General features: G+C 61.7%; 17 protein-coding genes. 14 read left to right on the top strand and 3 right to left on the bottom strand.

The genetic code is table 11. From position 1 onward, the window contains the following. Positions 1–53: 53 nt before the first annotated feature. Positions 54–1226, top strand: coding sequence for a pyridoxal phosphate-dependent aminotransferase (locus Q7C30_RS10160; RefSeq protein WP_317871419.1), 1173 nt, complete (start codon positions 54–56; stop codon positions 1224–1226). After that, positions 1226–1939: a DNA/RNA nuclease SfsA gene (gene sfsA / locus Q7C30_RS10155; protein ID WP_317871418.1), complete on the top strand. Its 714-nt coding sequence runs from the start codon at positions 1226–1228 to the stop codon at positions 1937–1939. The genes Q7C30_RS10160 and sfsA overlap by 1 nt, the downstream gene beginning before the upstream one ends. On the opposite strand, the gene Q7C30_RS10150 is transcribed toward sfsA, so the two are convergent. Further along, positions 1929–2246 carry a Rieske 2Fe-2S domain-containing protein gene (locus Q7C30_RS10150; protein ID WP_029612661.1) on the bottom strand — a complete coding sequence of 106 codons (318 nt, stop codon included), beginning with the start codon at positions 2244–2246 and terminating at the stop codon, positions 1929–1931. The genes sfsA and Q7C30_RS10150 overlap by 11 nt on opposite strands. Before the next feature lie 149 nt (positions 2247–2395). Here Q7C30_RS10150 and Q7C30_RS10145 point away from each other — a divergent pair, with 149 nt between their 5' ends. The 3 genes from Q7C30_RS10145 to Q7C30_RS10135 are packed head-to-tail and all read left to right on the top strand — an operon-like array spanning position 2396 to position 5081. After that, complete coding sequence (locus tag Q7C30_RS10145) at positions 2396–3280, top strand: ABC transporter substrate-binding protein (RefSeq protein WP_295480984.1); 885 nt, start codon at positions 2396–2398, stop codon at positions 3278–3280. A gap of 50 nt (positions 3281–3330) precedes the next feature. Beyond that, positions 3331–4314, top strand: coding sequence for an iron ABC transporter permease (locus tag Q7C30_RS10140; protein WP_317871456.1), 984 nt, complete (start codon positions 3331–3333; stop codon positions 4312–4314). After that, positions 4314–5081 carry a heme ABC transporter ATP-binding protein gene (locus Q7C30_RS10135; protein ID WP_295480982.1) on the top strand — a complete coding sequence of 256 codons (768 nt, stop codon included), beginning with the start codon at positions 4314–4316 and terminating at the stop codon, positions 5079–5081. The genes Q7C30_RS10140 and Q7C30_RS10135 overlap by 1 nt, the downstream gene beginning before the upstream one ends. A gap of 208 nt (positions 5082–5289) precedes the next feature. Here the strand turns inward: Q7C30_RS10135 and Q7C30_RS10130 are convergent, their stop codons facing one another. Both Q7C30_RS10130 and Q7C30_RS10125 read right to left on the bottom strand, forming a co-directional pair. Continuing rightward, positions 5290–5565: a TfoX/Sxy family protein gene (locus Q7C30_RS10130; protein WP_029612657.1), complete on the bottom strand. Its 276-nt coding sequence runs from the start codon at positions 5563–5565 to the stop codon at positions 5290–5292. A 145-nt stretch (positions 5566–5710) separates the two neighbouring features. Then, entirely contained in the window at positions 5711–7273 is a 1563-nt protein-coding gene (locus Q7C30_RS10125) for a bifunctional aminoglycoside phosphotransferase/ATP-binding protein (RefSeq protein WP_317871417.1), read from the bottom strand. A gap of 115 nt (positions 7274–7388) precedes the next feature. Between Q7C30_RS10125 and mrcB the strand changes: the two genes are divergently transcribed. From mrcB to msrQ, 9 genes are all read left to right on the top strand, one after another. Continuing rightward, a complete protein-coding gene (mrcB, locus tag Q7C30_RS10120; RefSeq protein WP_039575233.1) occupies positions 7389–9710 on the top strand; it encodes a penicillin-binding protein 1B in 2322 nt (773 codons plus the stop codon). Between the two features lie 25 nt (positions 9711–9735). After that, complete coding sequence (locus Q7C30_RS10115; protein WP_317871416.1) at positions 9736–10482, top strand: tetratricopeptide repeat protein; 747 nt, start codon at positions 9736–9738, stop codon at positions 10480–10482. Continuing rightward, entirely contained in the window at positions 10479–10811 is a 333-nt protein-coding gene (locus Q7C30_RS10110; RefSeq protein ID WP_317871415.1) for a YqcC family protein, read from the top strand. The genes Q7C30_RS10115 and Q7C30_RS10110 overlap by 4 nt, the downstream gene beginning before the upstream one ends. A gap of 408 nt (positions 10812–11219) precedes the next feature. Further along, positions 11220–12944: an acetolactate synthase 3 large subunit gene (locus Q7C30_RS10105; RefSeq protein ID WP_029612653.1), complete on the top strand. Its 1725-nt coding sequence runs from the start codon at positions 11220–11222 to the stop codon at positions 12942–12944. Position 12945: 1 nt separating this feature from the next. Further along, positions 12946–13437, top strand: coding sequence for an acetolactate synthase small subunit (gene ilvN, locus Q7C30_RS10100; protein ID WP_003250040.1), 492 nt, complete (start codon positions 12946–12948; stop codon positions 13435–13437). 55 nt (positions 13438–13492) lie between these two features. Continuing rightward, on the top strand, positions 13493–14509 hold the full coding sequence (gene ilvC, locus Q7C30_RS10095; RefSeq protein ID WP_317871414.1) for a ketol-acid reductoisomerase: 1017 nt from the start codon (positions 13493–13495) through the stop codon (positions 14507–14509). A 151-nt stretch (positions 14510–14660) separates the two neighbouring features. Then, positions 14661–15512, top strand: a complete 852-nt coding sequence (gene pssA, locus Q7C30_RS10090; RefSeq protein ID WP_054892580.1) for a CDP-diacylglycerol--serine O-phosphatidyltransferase — start codon at positions 14661–14663, stop codon at positions 15510–15512. Positions 15513–15590: 78 nt separating this feature from the next. After that, positions 15591–16604, top strand: a complete 1014-nt coding sequence (gene msrP, locus Q7C30_RS10085) for a protein-methionine-sulfoxide reductase catalytic subunit MsrP (RefSeq protein WP_065864949.1) — start codon at positions 15591–15593, stop codon at positions 16602–16604. Beyond that, positions 16604–17206: a protein-methionine-sulfoxide reductase heme-binding subunit MsrQ gene (msrQ, locus tag Q7C30_RS10080; protein WP_317871413.1), complete on the top strand. Its 603-nt coding sequence runs from the start codon at positions 16604–16606 to the stop codon at positions 17204–17206. The genes msrP and msrQ overlap by 1 nt, the downstream gene beginning before the upstream one ends. Positions 17207–17651 lie beyond the last annotated feature (445 nt).

Raw genomic sequence — 17651 nt, 5'->3', positions numbered from 1 at the left:
TCTGTGTCGGTCGACAGTAGAATCATCAGTCTAGTCCCAAACGAGAGAAGGTCATGGCCCATCCCTACAGCGCGCGCAGTCGCGCTATCGAACCCTTCCATGTCATGGCCCTGCTGGCACGGGCCAATGAGCTGCAAGCGGCAGGTCATGATGTGATTCATCTTGAGATCGGCGAGCCGGACTTCACCACCGCCGCGCCGATCGTCGAGGCCGGTCAGGCCGCGCTGGCTGCCGGCCACACCCGCTACACCGCCGCCCGCGGTCTGCCAGCGTTGCGCGAGGCGATCGCCGGTTTCTATGGCCAACGCTACGGCGTGTCGGTCGATCCCGAGCGTGTCCTGATCACCCCCGGAGGCTCCGGTGCATTGCTGCTGGCCAGCAGTCTGCTGGTGGACCCAGGCAAGCATTGGCTGTTGGCCGACCCTGGATATCCGTGCAATCGCCATTTCCTGCGTTTGGTGGAGGGCGGCGCGCAACTGGTACCGGTGGGGCCGGAAGTGAATTACCAGCTCAACGCCGACCTGGTGCAGCGCCACTGGGACCAGGACACCGTCGGTGCCTTGGTGGCCTCACCTGCCAATCCGACCGGCACGGTGCTGGATCGCAACGACTTGGCCAGCCTGTCTCAGGCCACGCGCGAGCGCCATGGGCATCTGGTGGTGGACGAGATCTATCATGGCCTGACCTACGGCATGCAAGCGCCCAGCGTGCTGGAGGTCGATGACGAAGCCTTCGTGCTGAATAGTTTTTCCAAGTATTTCGGCATGACCGGTTGGCGCCTCGGCTGGCTGGTCGCGCCGCCCTCGGCGGTGGCCGATTTGGAAAAACTGGCCCAGAACCTCTACATCAGCGCGCCGAGCATGGCCCAGCATGCGGCGCTCGCCTGTTTCCAGCCCGACACCCTGGCGATTCTCGAAGAGCGCCGTGCGGCGTTCGCCCGCCGCCGTGATTATCTGCTACCTGCCCTGCGCGGGCTGGGCTTCGGAATCGCCGTAGAGCCGCAAGGCGCTTTCTATCTATATGCCGACATCAGCGCCTTTGGCGGCGATGCCTTCGCGTTCTGCCGGCATTTCCTCGAGACAGAGCATCTGGCCTTCACGCCCGGCCTGGATTTCGGTCGCCACCAGGCCGGCCACCATGTGCGCTTTGCCTACACCCAGAGCCTGCCGCGTCTTGAGCAGGCGGTGCAGCGCATTGAGCGCGGTCTGCGGAGCTGGCAAGGCTGATGCGCTTCGATCCTCCACTCGAACGGGCGCGCCTGCTGCGCCGCTATAAGCGTTTCTTTGCCGATATCGAACTGGACAGTGGCGAGCACTTGACCATTCACTGCCCGAACACCGGCTCCATGCTCAACTGCATGCGTGAGGGTGGACAGGTGTGGTTCAGCCGCTCCAACGACCCGAAGCGCAAACTGCCCGGCACCTGGGAGATCAGCGAGACGCCGCAGGGGCGCCTGGCCTGTGTCAACACCGGTCGGGCCAACGCCTTGGTCGACGAGGCCCTGCGCGCTGGCGTCATCGCCGAACTGGCCGGCTTCACCGCGCTGCGGCGCGAAGTGGCGTATGGCGAGGAGGGCAGTCGCACCGATTTTCGGCTCGAATTCGCCGAGGGCCCGGCCTACGTCGAAGTCAAGAGCGTCACCCTGGGCTATCCCGACAGCACGGTGGCTGCCTTTCCGGATGCCGTGACCCAGCGCGGCGCCAAGCACTTGCGCGAGTTGGCGGCATTGGCGCGCCAGGGCATTCGCGCGGTGCAACTGTATTGCGTCAATCTCACAGGGATAGAGGCGGTACGCCCGGCCGAGGAAATCGATGCGGCCTACGCCAAGGCGTTGCGCGCTGCGGTGGCTGACGGCGTCGAAGTTTTGGCTTATGGCGCGCGCCTGGATGCCGAGCAGATCGTGCTCGAACGTCGCTTGCCGGTGCTGCTCAATCCTTGAGCCAGATGCCGCTGCTGTCCTCATGACAGTCCAGTGCGTGCAGGGCTTCGCCTTCGCAAGGCCCGGCGATGCACTCGCCGGATTCGATCAGGAACAGTGCCCCATGATGGGCACAGTGGATCAGGCTGGCGCTGTCGTCGAGAAAGGCCTGTTCATCCCAATTCAGCGCGATGCCGCGGTGTGGACAGCGGTTTCGGTAGAGGTAGACCCGACCCTGACGGCGCACGCCGAACAGCGATTGACCGGCTACGCTGAAGGCGCGGCTGCTGCCTTCGGCTAGTGATTCGGTGGGGCAGAGGAAATGCATGGTAGGCGTAACTCTCGAAAGCGGTAGTCGCTTGACGCATCAATGCGAATAATTATCAAATTGACCCTATTCACTGCGTCAGCCTTCCTATGGTGCGCAGTTCTGCCGAGGGCCTCAAGGTGCTCGTCTGTCTTCTGCGAGGTAACCCGATGATGCGTCGTACGGCTGCACTATTCATCCTCTTGGCCGGCTTTACGCTTTCGACCCAGGCGTTGGCTGAAGCTCCCGCCCAGCGCTGGGTCAGCGCGGGCGGTGCGCTGAGCGAATGGATCAGTGCCCTGGGAGGTGAGTCGCGTCTGGTCGGCGTCGACACCACTAGCCAGCATCCGCCGTCGCTCAAGGCCTTGCCGAGCATTGGCTATCAACGCCAGCTGTCGGCCGAAGGCATTCTGAGCCTGCGTCCCGATGTGCTGGTGGGCACTGAAGAAATGGGGCCGCCGCCGGTGTTGGCGCAGGTCCGTGCGGCGGGCGTGCGTGTCGAATTGTTTTCCAGCGCAGCCGATCTGGCAGCAGTGGACCAGAATCTTGCGCACCTGGGTGAGTTGCTCGGAGCCCAGCAACAAGCTCGCGAGCTGACGACCCGCTACCATCGTGAGCTCGAGGCACTGAGCACCAAGATCGAACAGGCCCAGGCTCACCAGCGCGCGCCAGGCGTACTGCTGCTGGTCGGGCATGCCGGCGCCAAGCCGCTGATCGCGGGGCAGGGCACGGCAGGCGATTGGCTATTGCGTCAAGCGGGTGCGCGCAACCTGGCCGATCATCAGGGCTACAAGAATTTTTCCGTCGAAGCGCTGGCTGGGCTGGACCCGGATGTGGTGGTGTTCTCTGACCGTGCGCTGGCGGGTGACCAGGCGCTCGCTGCTTTGCTCAAGGAGAATCCGGGGCTTGCTGCGTCGCGTGCGGCACGCGACAAGCGCCTGCTGTCGCTGGATCCCACCTTGTTGGTCGGTGGTTTAGGTCCACGCCTCCCAGCCACACTGCATGAGCTGGCAGCGGCGTTCTATCCGGCAGACAAGGCCAGCCTCGCCCCATGAGGCAACGCGTCCGCCCGCGCGCGCTGTTCATCGGTCTTACCCTTCTGTGCGTGCTGGCGGTGTGGTTGTCACTGGCACTGGGGCCGGTCAGCCTGCCGTTGCTCGACGTCCTGCGCGCAGGCGCACGATTGCTCGGGTTGCCGCTCCAAGGCGCGGGGCTAGAGCAGGCCGAGCTGATTCTCGGTCAGATTCGCCTGCCGCGCACGTTGTTGGGACTGGCGGTTGGCGCCGTGCTGGCACTGTCCGGTGTGGCCATGCAGGGGCTGTTTCGCAATCCGCTGGCCGACCCCGGCTTGGTCGGTGTCGCCAGTGGCGCGGCGTTCGGTGCCGCCGTCGCCATTGTCGGTGGAAGCTGGGTGGGTGGCTTACCCGACCTCCTGGCGCCCTACTTGCTCTCGTTCTGTGCGTTCATAGGTGGGCTCGGCGTCACTGCGTTGGTCTATCGCCTGGGCCGACGTGACGGGCAGACGGACGTCGCCACCATGCTGTTGGCCGGTATCGCCATGACCGCGCTGGGTGGTTCGGCAGTCGGGCTGTTCACTTATCTGGCGGATGACGCCACTTTGCGGACCTTGACCTTCTGGAACCTGGGCAGTCTCAACGGCGCCAGCTATCAGCGCCTGTGGCCGCTGCTGCTCGTGGCGCTGGGCGTGAGTCTGTGGCTGCCGCGTCGGGCGCGGGCGCTCAATGCTTTGTTGCTGGGCGAGTCGGAGGCCCGTCATCTGGGTATCGAGGTCGAGGCACTCAAGCGCGAACTGGTGTTCTGCACGGCGCTGGGCGTGGGTGCGGCGGTGGCTGCGGCGGGGTTGATCGGGTTTGTCGGACTGGTGGTGCCGCACTTGGTGCGACTGCTTGCAGGGCCGGACCACCGTGTACTGCTGCCGGCCTCGTTGCTGGCTGGCGGCGCGCTGCTGCTGTTCGCCGACTTGGTGGCGCGGCTGGCGCTGGCGCCTGCCGAGTTGCCCATCGGTATCGTTACGGCATTCATCGGTGCACCCTTCTTTCTGTTCCTATTGGTCAGGAGGAACCGCTGATGCTCGAAGTCGAGGGCTTGTCGCTCAGCCGAGGCGGTGCCGAAGTCCTGCGTGATATCAACCTGCAGTTGCGCGCCGGGAAGGTGTTGGGCGTACTGGGACCCAATGGTGCAGGCAAAAGCAGCCTGCTGGGGAGCTTGAGCGGTGAGCTAGCGCCCAGTCAGGGTCAGGTCAGGCTGCATGGGAGGGACCTCGCGCAGTGGTCGGGCCCAGAGCGCGCTCGGCGCCTGGCGGTGTTGCCGCAAGCGTCCAGTCTCGGATTCGCTTTCAGCGTCGAAGAGGTGGTGGGCATGGGGCGCTTACCTCACGACAGCGGGCAACAGTCTGACCGGCAGATCATCGACGCAGCGCTGCGTGCCGCCGATGTCTTGCATCTGAGCGCGCGCAACTACTTGGCACTGTCCGGAGGCGAGCGCCAGCGCGTGCACCTGGCGCGGGTACTGGCCCAGTTGTGGCCCGGTAACGAAGGCGCGATTCTACTGCTCGACGAACCCACCTCGGCGCTGGATCCGTTGCATCAGCATACGACCCTGCAAACGGTGCGGCGATTCGCGGATTGCGGAGCGTCCGTTTTGCTGATTCTGCACGATCTGAATCTGGCAGCGCGCTACTGCGATCATATCCTGTTGCTTGAGCAGGGCAGGACCCATGCCTACGGAGCGCCGACCGAGGTGCTCACACCCCAGGCGCTGAAGTCGGTGTTTGGCATCGATGTGCTGGTGCAGGCGCATCCAGAATTGGGGCATCCGCTGATCATCGCCCGCTGACGTTGTTGGCACGGGTGTGTTCGATCAACGAGCGTTGTCCAGGCAAAAAAAGACCCGGCAAATTGCCGGGTCAATAACCGTGATTAGCCTGATGAGGAGATAATCTGAGAGTCCGAACCAGGGGCTTTCAGTTTATCCAACCAGTCTCGCGACCAGTTGTGATAATCATAACGATTCTCATTTCGTGGTCAACCTCTTTTTCCACTCATCACGATTTTTTTTGCGGGACTGTCTTGGCATCCAACTGCTGGTTCAGCGCTTGTTTGCGCTCGGCCGGCAGGTCATTCCAATGCATGTCCAGCAGTGCGGCTTCTATGGCGTACAGCAATACCTTCGAGGCACGGAACCCTCGGGTCTTGACTGCCTGGTACGCGCCGACCGCACCCAGGCGGCGCAGGTCGGATACGCTGTGGATGCCGGAGGCATGCAACCACTGCGCAGAGGTCTTGCCCAGATTCTTCAGATGCTGCAACTCATCATTCATCGAGCCTCCTTGCGCTGGCCGATCGGTTCTGTGGATAAATCGCGAACGGTCAGACTGGAGTGTAGCGGGGCTTGGCACAGGCGCGGCCTTTCGCCATCGGATGACGACGGACTGCCCATGTGCCACTTCGATCACCCCGCGCTTGTCACAAACCCGGCAGGCGCTGGCGGATCTGCTCGATCAACTGGTCCATGCTGGCGCTTTCATGGGTGTCGACACGCTTGCCGTGTACCGCTTCCTCATCGTCCAGTGGCTCGCGACTGGCTTGTTGAGCCTTGACGACCTCCAGCGTGGCGTCGGATGGATCGACATTTTCCGTCTGACGCTGCTCAAGCCAGCTGATGATGACCGCCTCGGGGGCTTGGCAGTCGAGGATCAGGAAAGGCACGCCTGTGCTACTGGCCACATTCGCTACGGCCTTGCGCTGTTCGCGCTTGAGGTAGGTGGCGTCTAGCACGACGGGGAAACCGGCGCGCAGGATGGTGTCTGCCAGAGCGTTCAGGCGCTGGTAGGTCGCTGTACTTGCTTCCTGGTCGTAGATCCCGGCTTGCAGCTCGCCGGTACTGTGTACGGGCTGTTCACCGAATAGACGCTTGCGCTCCACATCCGAGCGTACGCGAATCGCTCCCAGCGATTCCACCAAGCGCATGGCCACGTGGCTCTTGCCCACCGCCGAGACGCCATGGGTAATGGCCAACAGGCGCGAAGGAATGGCGCTGTAGCTTTCAGCCAGATCGGCGTACTTGCGGTAGGTGCGCAGGGTGGTGGCGCGTTGCATGCCGTCGGCGTCAGGCGCCATGCTGAACAAGGCGACCTTGGCCCGCACCAGGGCCCGGTAGGCCTTGTAGAAGTTCAGCAACTCCAGGCCCTGGTAATCGCCGGTCAGCTCCAGGTACTGACTGATGAAGCGGCGAGCCAGACACTTGAGGCCACGGTCTTCCAGGTCCATGGCCAGGAATCCGACGTCGGCGTAGACGTCGGTGAGGCGAAACGGCTCGTTGAACTCGATGCAGTCGAAGATCACCACCTTGCCGTCGATCACGGTGGCATTGCCCAAGTGGATGTCACCGTGGCATTCACGAATGAAGCCGTCGCGTTTGCGCGCTTGCAGTAGGCCGTGCAGCCGCTCGAAGCTGCTGCGCGCCCAGGCTTGCAGGGCATCGAGCTGCTGCAGGTCGGCCTTGTCGGTGAGGAAAGGGCGGATCTGCTCGAAATTCTGCTCGACCGGCGCCATCACTGATTCGGGTGTGCCCAGGGGGTGCTCGACCGGCACCTGCGGCGCCTGCAGATGGAATTCGGCGATCTGCCGGGCCATCTGGTCGATATGTCCGGCGTTCAGTTCACCGTTGGCCTGCAGCGTGCCGAGCATCTGGCCTTGGGGGAACTGGCGCATTTTCAGGGCGTATTCGATCGCCTTGCCCGTGCCGCCGATCTGTGGCGCATCGGCGCTGCCCGTGATCGGCAGCACTTCCAGGTAGAGGCCGTCGGTCAGGCGCTGATTCAGGCGCAACTCTTCGTTACAGAAATGCTGGCGTTGCTCCAGCGTGGTGAAATCCAGAAACCCGAAGTTCATCGGTTTCTTGATCTTGTAGGCATATTCGCCCGTGAGCAGCACCCAGGAGATGTGCGTCTCGATGAGCTCGAAACCCTCGACGGCGTGAGGGTAGAGGGCGGGGTTCTGCAGCGCGCTGATCAGGGCTTGGCTCACGGAGATCCTTCCGGGTGTCAGGGAATTCGAAGCTCACATTATGGTCAATGCAGCCGCCCCTGCCTACCGCCGCAGGCCGACCCCTGCCTTCGCAAAGTGCGTATAATCCGCCGCCATGACTCGAACTCGAAATCCCCGAACTCCGAAAAAACGTCCGCCCAGCCGCTCCCGCGTCTGGCTGGGCTGGGCGCTGAAGCTCAGTCTGGTCGGCCTGGTGGTGATCGCCGGCTTTGCGGTGTATCTCGACGCTGTCGTCCAGGAGAAGTTCTCCGGCAAGCGCTGGACCATCCCGGCCAAGGTCTATGCTCGGCCGCTGGAGCTCTTCACAGGCCAGAAGCTGAGCAAGGACGACTTCCTCACCGAACTCGATGCCCTGGGCTATCGCCGTGAGACCGCCGTCAACGGTCCTGGTGAAGCGTCGGTCAACGGTGGCACGGTGGACCTCAACACCCGTGGCTTCCAGTTCTACGAAGGCATGGAGCCTGCGCAGTTCGTGCGCGTGCGCTTCTCCGGCGATTATGTGGCCGGGCTGGCGGGCGCCAACGGTGCCAAGCTCGATGTGGTGCGGCTGGAGCCGCTGATGATTGGCGGCATCTACCCGAAAAATCTCGAAGACCGCATTCTGATCAATATCGATCAGGTGCCGCCGTACTTGCTGGAAACCCTGATCGCGACCGAAGACCGCGATTTCTACAGCCACCACGGTGTGTCGCCCAAGTCGATTGCCCGGGCCATGTGGGTCAACACTTCGTCCGGCGCCATGCGCCAGGGCGGCAGCACCTTGACTCAGCAGTTGGTGAAGAACTTCTTCCTGACCAACGAGCGCAGCCTTAGCCGCAAGCTGACCGAAGCGATGATGGCCTTGCTGCTGGAACTGCACTACGACAAGCGCGAGATCCTCGAAGCCTATTTGAACGAAGTGTTCGTCGGTCAGGATGGTCAGCGTGCGGTACACGGATTCGGTCTTGCCAGCCAGTTCTTCTTCAGCCAGCCGCTGTCCGAACTGAAGCTGCACCAGATCGCGCTGCTGGTGGGCATGGTCAAGGGGCCGTCCTATTACAACCCTCGGCGATATCCGGAGCGCGCATTGCAGCGTCGCAACCTGGTGCTCGACCTGCTGGCCCAGCAAGGTGTGGCCAGTCAGGAGGTCGTCGATGCCGCGAAGAAGATGCCGTTGGGTGTCACCAAGCGCGGCAGCCTTGCAGACAGCTCCTTCCCGGCGTTCCTCGACCTGGTCAAGCGTCAACTGCGCCAGGACTATCGCGACGAAGACTTGACCGAGGAAGGCCTACGGATTTTCACCAGTTTCGACCCGATCCTGCAGATGAAGGCTGAAACGGCCATGACCGACACCTTCAAGCGTCTGGCCGGCCGCAAAGGCGCTGATGAGGTCGAGTCGGCGATGGTGGTGACCAATCCGGAAACCGGCGAAGTGCAGGCGCTGATCGGCAGTCGGCAGTCGGGCTTCGCTGGCTTCAATCGGGCCATCGATGCCGTGCGCCCGATCGGTTCCCTGGTCAAGCCCGCGGTTTACCTGACCGCGCTCGAACAACCGAACAAGTACACCCTGACCAGTTGGGTGCAGGACGAACCGTTCTCGGTCAAGGGCGCCGATGGTCAGGTCTGGCGTCCGCAGAACTACGACCGTCGCCCGCACGGCACCATCTACCTCTATCAGGGCTTGGCCAACTCCCTCAACCTGTCCACGGCCAAACTCGGCCTGGAGGTGGGGGTGCCCAACGTACTCAAGACCATCGGCCGCCTCGGTGTGCAGGTGGACTGGCCTGCATTCCCCTCGATGCTGCTGGGCGCCGGTGGCATGTCGCCGATGCAGGTTGCGACCATGTACCAGACCATTGCCAATGGCGGCTTCAATACGCCGATGCGCGGTATTCGCAGTGTGCTGACCGCCGAGGGCGAGCCGCTCAAGCGCTACCCGTTCCAGATCCAGCAGACCTTCGACCCCGGCGCCATTTACCTGGTGCAGAACGCCATGCAGCGGGTGATGCGCGAGGGCACCGGACGCTCGGTGTACAACGTGCTGCCGAATAACCTGACCTTGGCAGGCAAGACCGGCACCAGCAACGATTCGCGCGACAGTTGGTTCTCCGGGTTCAGCCAGGATCTGCTGGCGGTGGTCTGGCTTGGCCGCGACGACAACGGCAAGACGCCCTTTACGGGTGCTACCGGTGCGCTGCAGGTGTGGACCAGCTTCATGCGCAAGGCCGATCCGCTGCCGTTGGACATGCCGCAGCCGGACAACGTGGTCCTGGCCTGGATCGACCCGCACAGCGGCCAGGGCTCGGATGCCAGCTGTCCGGGAGCGGTGCAGATGCCGTATATTCGCGGCAGCGAACCAGCGCCCGGCACGGCCTGTGGCGGCGAGCAGAATCCTGCCGAGTCGGTCATGGACTGGGTCAAGGGCTGGATGAATTGAGTGGCTGTATTGAAGAGGGTATGACGTGAACAAGTGGTGGTTTCCTGCCTTGACCGCGCTGGCCGTGTTGCACGGTTGCGCCAGCGTCCCGCGTGGCGCCATACCTGTGGTGGATTCGAGCACCCGGGTCTCGAACAGCGAGCGCGTGACCGCCAATCGTGGTGCGCCGGTGCGGGCACCGAGCGGCGGCACGTCCCAGGCTCAGTCGCTGCCTGAAGACTCGGGCGTCACCGTGATGATCCCGCAAGGCGCGGGCTCGACGCCGATCCAGACCTTCCCGGCACAGACCGGTGCTGCGCCCTTGAGCACCGGCCCGATCACCACCAGCCCTAACCCGGCCGGTGATGAGCCGTTCGATATCGCCGCTATGAACAATGCGCCAGCGGCCAGCAGTGCGCCGACCGGCATCCCGCGCAGCAGTGCTGGTGGGCTGTCGGCGGACGAGCAGCTCGATGGGCCGGTACTCGCCTTGCTCACCACTGCCCAGCAGCAGCAGGGCGGCGGCGATTTCAATGGCGCCGCGTCGAGCCTCGAACGTGCCCAACGTATCGCCCCGCGTGAGCCACAGGTGCTGTTCCGCCTGGCCCAGGTGCGACTGTCCCAGGGTGATGCCGCGCAGGCCGAGCAACTGGCTCGCCGGGCGTTGACCTACGCCAACGGCCGTCCTGATCTGCAAGCCGAGTTGTGGAACGTCATCGCCCAGGCCCGTGACAAGCAAGGTGACAGTGCTGGCGCGGCGTCGGCCCGTCAGAAGGCGCGGACCGCGTCGTGATGGAGCAGCGTATCCTCGACATCGCCGATCATCTGCTGCTGATCGAGCGGGAGCTGCAGATCCAGGGTTGGTGGGATGAGCATCCGCCCAGTCCTGAGGCACTTGCCAGCAACGTTCCCTTCGCAGTCGACAGCCTAACGTTCGAGCAATGGCTGCAATGGATTTTCCTGCCACGCATGAAGTTGATTCTCGAGCATGGGCATCCCCTGCCCAATGCGTCGGGGATTCTGGTCATGGCCGAAACCGTGTTTGCTCATCGCCCTGAAGAAAGTCGTGAGCTTCGGCGGCTGCTGGCCGCATTCGACGAATTGATCACGCCATCTGCCTGATTTTCTCTGTTTTTGCTTCCGGGGCCGCAGATTGTGGCCCTTTTTTGTGGAAATCTTTATTTTCCTGCTGCATCACTGCTTTTTAGTGGTGGATGAAATTGAACTCTTGGGAAAACTGGCAATAATTTTTCTTGACTTGCACGCGCTGAATCAGAAGAATCCAGTTTCCGCTGTAGGGGGACTGCCAGAAGCAGACCCGCTAGGCAGATCATGAGGCGCACACCCGCGCCGACTCGCTACACCCCGCAACGCGTTACCTCGCGCTGGGTGGGAAAACCCCGCAACACTCTGGGGCGCTCCCAATACTTGCTCAGTCAGTGCTGACGTTCGCTCATGCTCTGCTTGGCAGTAAACCTATTAAGACCCGCCCGGATGGGGCGGTATTCTGGCGTTTTAGAGGTGAACAACGTGGAGCTTTTATCTGGCGCTGAGATGGTCGTCCGCTTCTTGCGTGACGAAGGCGTTAAGCACATCTACGGGTACCCTGGCGGTGCTCTCCTGCATGTTTACGATGCCCTGTTCAAGGAACCGGAAGTCGAACACATCCTGGTTCGTCATGAGCAGGCGGCCACCCACATGGCCGACGGCTACGCCCGCGCCACCGGCAAGGCGGGTGTGGTGCTGGTGACCTCCGGTCCCGGGGCGACCAATGCCATCACCGGCATCGCCACCGCCTATATGGACTCGATTCCGATGGTCATCCTGTCGGGCCAGGTGCCGAGCACCATGGTCGGCACCGATGCCTTCCAGGAAACCGACATGATCGGGATCTCGCGGCCGATCGTGAAGCACAGCTTCATGATCAAGCACCCGACCGAGATCGCCGAGACGCTGAAGAAAGCCTTCTATCTGGCTCAATCCGGCCGTCCGGGCCCCGTCGTGGTCGACATTCCGAAGGACATGACCAACCCGGCCGAGAAATTCGAATACGTCTACCCAAAAAAGGTCAAGCTGCGCTCCTACAGTCCAGCCGTGCGTGGTCACTCCGGGCAGATCCGCAAGGCGGCCGAGATGCTCGTGGCCGCCAAGCGCCCCATCATCTATTCCGGTGGCGGCGTGATTCTGGGTGGCGGTTCTGCGGCGCTGACCGACATCGCCAAGTCACTGAACCTGCCGGTGACCAATACCCTGATGGGATTGGGCGGCTTCCCGGGCACTGATCGGCAGTTCCTTGGCATGCTCGGCATGCACGGCAGCTACACCGCCAACCAGGCGATGCACAATGCCGATGTCATCCTTGCGGTCGGCGCGCGCTTCGACGACCGTGTGGTCAATGGACCGGCCAAGTTCTGTCCGAATGCCAAGATCATCCACATCGACATCGACCCGGCGTCGATTTCCAAGATGATCAAGGCCGATGTGCCGATCGTCGGCCCGGTCGACAGCGTGCTCAGCGAGATGCTGACGATCCTCAAGGAAATCGGCGAGAAGCCTGAGAAGGTTGCGCTGGATGCCTGGTGGAAGCAGATCGACGAATGGCGCGGTGATCGCGGTCTGTTCCCTTACGACAAGGGTGACGGCAGCGTGATCAAGCCCCAGCAGGTGATCGAGACGCTGTGCGAAGTGACCCAGGGCGATGCCTTCGTCACATCCGACGTGGGCCAGCACCAGATGTTCGCAGCGCAGTACTACCGGTTCAACAAACCTAACCGCTGGATCAACTCCGGTGGCCTGGGCACCATGGGCTTCGGTTTCCCGGCCGCCATGGGCATCAAGCTCAACTTCCCGGATCAGGACGTGGCCTGCGTGACGGGTGAAGGCAGCATCCAGATGAACATTCAGGAACTGTCCACCTGCATGCAGTACGGCCTGCCGGTGAAGATCGTCAACCTGAACAACGGGGTATTGGGCATGGTTCGCCAGTGGCAGGACATGGCCTACAACGGCCGTCACTCCCACTCCTACGTCGAGTCGCTGCCTGACTTCATCAAGCTGGCCGAGGCTTATGGCCATGTGGGTATTCGCATCACCCGCCTGGAAGATCTCAAGCCGAAGCTGGAAGAGGCCTTCGCGATGAAGGACCGCCTGGTGTTCATCGACATCGCGGTGGACCGGTCCGAGCACGTCTATCCCATGCAGATCAAGGATGGCTCGATGCGTGACATGTGGCTGAGCAAGACGGAGCGTACCTGATATGCGGCACATCATTTCCCTGCTGCTGGAAAACGAACCCGGTGCCTTGTCGCGCGTGGTTGGTCTGTTCTCCCAGCGCAACTACAACATCGAAAGCCTGACCGTGGCACCGACCGAGGACCCGACGTTGTCGCGCCTCACCTTGACCACCGTGGGCCACGACGAAGTGATCGAGCAGATCACCAAGAACCTGAACAAGCTGGTGGAAGTGGTCAAGCTGGTCGACCTCTCGGAGAGCGCCCACATCGAGCGCGAACTGATGTTGGTCAAGGTCAAGGCCACCGGCGCTCAGCGTGCCGAGATCAAGCGCACCACGGACATTTTCCGTGGCCAGATCGTGGACGTCACCGCCAGCGTGTATACCGTGCAACTGAGCGGAACCAGCGACAAGCTGGACAGCTTCATTCAGGCGATCGGCACCGCATCGATTCTCGAAACCGTGCGCAGTGGCGTCACCGGCATTGCCCGTGGCGACAAAGTCCTCAGCATCTAACTTCATCCAATTAGCGATGGCCCTGCGGGGCCGAGATATAACCAGGGGTATTTCCATGAAAGTGTTCTACGACAAAGACTGCGACCTCTCCATCATCCAGGGCAAGAAAGTCGCCATCATCGGTTACGGCTCCCAGGGTCACGCCCAGGCGTGCAACCTGAAGGACTCCGGTGTAGACGTCACCGTCGGTCTGCGTAAAGGTTCGGCTACCGTTGCCAAGGCAGAAGCCCACGGCCTGAAAGTCGCTGACGTCGCCACCGCCGTCGCTGCTGCCGACCTGGTCATGATCCTGACCCCTGATGAATTCCAGGGCACCCTGTACAAGACCGAGATCGAGCCGAACATCAAGAAAGGCGCGACCCTGGCCTTCTCCCACGGCTTCTCGATCCACTACAACCAGGTCGTTCCACGTGGCGACCTCGACGTGATCATGATCGCGCCGAAGGCTCCGGGCCACACGGTGCGCTCCGAGTTCGTCAAGGGCGGTGGTATTCCTGACCTGATCGCCGTCTACCAGGACGCTTCGGGCAACGCCAAGAACGTCGCACTGTCGTACGCCGCTGGTGTCGGTGGCGGCCGTACCGGCATCATCGAAACCACCTTCAAGGACGAGACCGAAACCGACCTGTTCGGCGAGCAGGCCGTTCTGTGCGGCGGCACCGTTGAGCTGGTCAAGGCCGGTTTCGAGACGTTGGTCGAAGCCGGTTATGCGCCGGAAATGGCCTACTTCGAGTGCTTGCACGAGCTGAAGCTGATCGTCGACCTCATGTACGAAGGCGGCATCGCCAACATGAACTACTCGATCTCCAACAACGCCGAGTACGGTGAGTACGTCACCGGCCCTGAAGTCATCAACGAAGAATCCCGCAAGGCCATGCGCAATGCCCTCAAGCGCATCCAGGACGGCGAGTACGCGAAGATGTTCATCAGCGAAGGTGCTACCAACTATCCGTCGATGACCGCCAAGCGTCGCAACAACGCAGCCCACGGTATCGAAGTGATCGGCGAGCAACTGCGTTCGATGATGCCTTGGATCGCGGCCAACAAGATCGTCGACAAGACCAAGAACTGAGTCTTGCCTCGATAGATTAAAAACGCGGCTTCGGCCGCGTTTTTTCGTTTAGGCAGCCAGCTTCTGGTATAAAGCGACCAGAGGCCTGCTGTTAGAACCTGTTTCGCCGGCCTCTGTCGAACTTATTCCACCCAGTTGCAAGGTGCATTTCATGAGCGAACGTCCCGAAGAGCCGAACAAGCCCTCCGACGCCGAAAGCCTGCTACCTGTCGATGAGCATGTTGAGGAAGGTCACGACGCCGAAGGGCGCAAGGTCCGGCATCGCGGCATCTACTTGTTGCCCAACCTCTTCACCACCGCCAACCTGTTCGCCGGTTTCTACTCGATCATCAACTCCATCAGTGCGCAGAGCGCCCTGAGCGCAGGCGACCCGCGCGAGGCGAGTAAGTACTTCGCCTTCGCCGCTATCGCCATCTTCGTCGCCATGGTTCTGGACAGCCTCGATGGCCGTGTGGCGCGGATGACCAACACGCAGAGCGCTTTCGGTGCCGAGTACGACTCGTTGTCGGACATGGTTGCGTTCGGTGTGGCGCCGGCACTTCTGGCCTTTGGTTGGGCATTGGGTGACATGGGCAAGGTCGGCTGGATGGTCGCCTTCATCTATGTGGCCGGCGCTGCGTTGCGTCTGGCGCGTTTCAACACCCAGGTCGGCACCGCCGACAAACGCTACTTCATCGGTCTGGCCAGCCCGGCTGCCGCAGGTGTGGTGGCGGGTACCGTCTGGGCCTTCAGCGACTACGGTATCCAGGGCTCGAAACTGTCGTTCCTGGTGGCGCTGCTGGTGGCGGCTGCAGGCATGCTGATGGTCAGCAATATCAAGTACAACAGCTTCAAGGAGCTGGATCTCAAGGGGCGCGTACCCTTTGTTGCGATCCTGGCCGTGGTGCTGGTGTTCGCCGTGGTGTTCAGCGATCCACCACGGATTCTGCTGCTGATCTTCCTCGGCTATGCGGTTTCAGGCCCAGTGCAGTACTTGCTGCGCGGTCGTCGTCGCAAAGTCTGAAAAAAGATTTAATGCTGGAATAACTCTCCGGCTCCATAGTCTTACTGGTACATCCGCCACCAGTGCTGTGGAGCCGCCATGCTCATCAAGCTTCCCAAGTCGTCCGATTGCAACGAATCGGACGTTACCCCTGAAAGTGTCTATTTCTCTCGCCGCTCTGTTTTGGGTGCCTCTCTAGCCGGGTTTGCGTTGGGCGCCTTGCCCGTGCTCGGCCAGGCCGCCGAGGCTTCACGCTATGCTGACGTGGAAGCGGGTTCGACACCTGGCTGGTTCAAGGACAAGCTCGGTGCGACGCGCTGGCAGGCCGTGACGGTCAAGGATGAGGCAATCACGCCGTTCAAGGACGCTACCCACTACAACAACTTCTACGAGTTCGGACCCGACAAGGGCGACCCGGCGGCCAATGCCGGTAGCCTCAAGACCGAACCCTGGAGCGTGGTGGTCGATGGCGAGGTCGGCAAGCCTGGGCGCTACGCGCTGGAAGATTTCGTCAAGCCCCTGCAGCTTGAAGAACGCATCTATAGGCTGCGTTGCGTCGAGGCCTGGTCGATGGTCATCCCCTGGCTCGGCTTTCCGCTGTCCGAGGTGCTCAAGCAGGTCGAGCCAACTTCCAAGGCCCGCTATGTGCGTTTCGAAACGCTGCAGGACCCCAAGAGCATGCCGGGCCAGCGCTCGGGCTTTGCCCTGATCGACTGGCCCTACGTGGAAGGGTTGCGCCTGGATGAGGCGATGAACCCGCTCGCGATCCTGGCGGTGGGCATGTATGGGCGCGAGCTGCCCAACCAGAATGGTGCGCCTCTGCGTCTGGTGGTGCCATGGAAGTACGGGTTCAAGAGCATCAAGTCGATCGTGCGCATCAGTCTGGTGGCCGAGCAACCGCAGACCACTTGGCAGGGGCTGGCGCCGAACGAGTATGGCTTCTATGCCAACGTCAATCCGCAGGTCGATCACCCGCGTTGGAGCCAGGCGCGTGAGCGGCGGCTGCCCAGTGGCCTGTTCAGCCCCAATGTGCGTACCACTCAGATGTTCAATGGCTATGAGGAGGAGGTTGCCTCTCTTTATAGCGGCCTCGATCTTCGGAAGAACTACTGATGCGTTATCCCTGGTTTCGCTTGGCGATTTTCATCGTTGGCTGCCTGTTTCCGGCCTGGTGGTTGTATGAGGCGGCTACGAATCTGCTTGGGCCGGATCCGGGAAAAATTCTGGTAGACAGGCTAGGGCTCGGTGCGCTGGTGTTCCTGCTGGTGACCTTGGGCATGAGCCCTCTGCAGCGTCTGACGGGGTGGGGTGGTTGGATCGTCGCGCGGCGACAGCTCGGATTGTGGTGTTTTGCCTATATCGTCCTGCACATGACGGCCTATATGGTCTTCATCCTTGGGCTCGACTGGGGGCAGCTTGGCGTCGAGTTGCGCAAGCGGCCTTATATCATCGTCGGGGTTATCGCCTTCCTGGGGCTGCTGGCCTTGGCGGTGACCTCCAACCGTTATAGCCAGAGACGGCTCGGTGCGCGCTGGAAAAAGCTGCACAAGCTGGTCTATGTAATTCTCGGCCTGGGCTTGCTGCATTTCCTGTGGATTGTGCGTTCGGACCTGCAGGAGTGGGCTATCTATGCTGGGGTAGGTGCACTGCTGATGGTGATGCGGGCCCCACCGGTATGGCGGCGGGTGCCCCGGCTGATAGGCCGGCGCGCTTAAGCTTTTCATTCTTATCGTTTTTTTGAAATAAAAGGTTGACGCCCTCTCAGATCCCCTTATAATGCGCCCCACTTCCGCAGCAAACGGAACGCAAAACTTCTTGTTAATCAACGGGTTAAGCGAGTTCGGTGCGGTGCGAAGGGCTTCGATCCTCGGGTTGAAAGCGGCGAAAAAGGCAGTTGACAGCATCGAATGGTGCTGTATGATTCGCCTCCCGCTACGAGCGATCGCAGCGAGTCAAGTGTTTGAAGCTAAACGAGTTTCTCGGTAAAAACTTCAAAATAAACGCTTGACACGAAGTAAGGCTGCTGTAAAATGCGCGGCCTCGGTTGAGACGAAACGCTCTTAGCCAAACGCTCTTTAACAAATCGAATCAAGCAATTCGTGTGGGTGCTTGTGAGTACGGACTGATCGTCGCCTAGATTATCAGCATCACAAGTGGCCA

The organism is Pseudomonas sp. RAC1, assembly GCF_030658255.1.
In the GTDB taxonomy this organism is placed as follows: Bacteria; Pseudomonadota; Gammaproteobacteria; order Pseudomonadales; family Pseudomonadaceae; genus Aquipseudomonas; species Aquipseudomonas boreofloridensis.
This window is presented reverse-complemented; position numbering and strand designations above follow the sequence as displayed.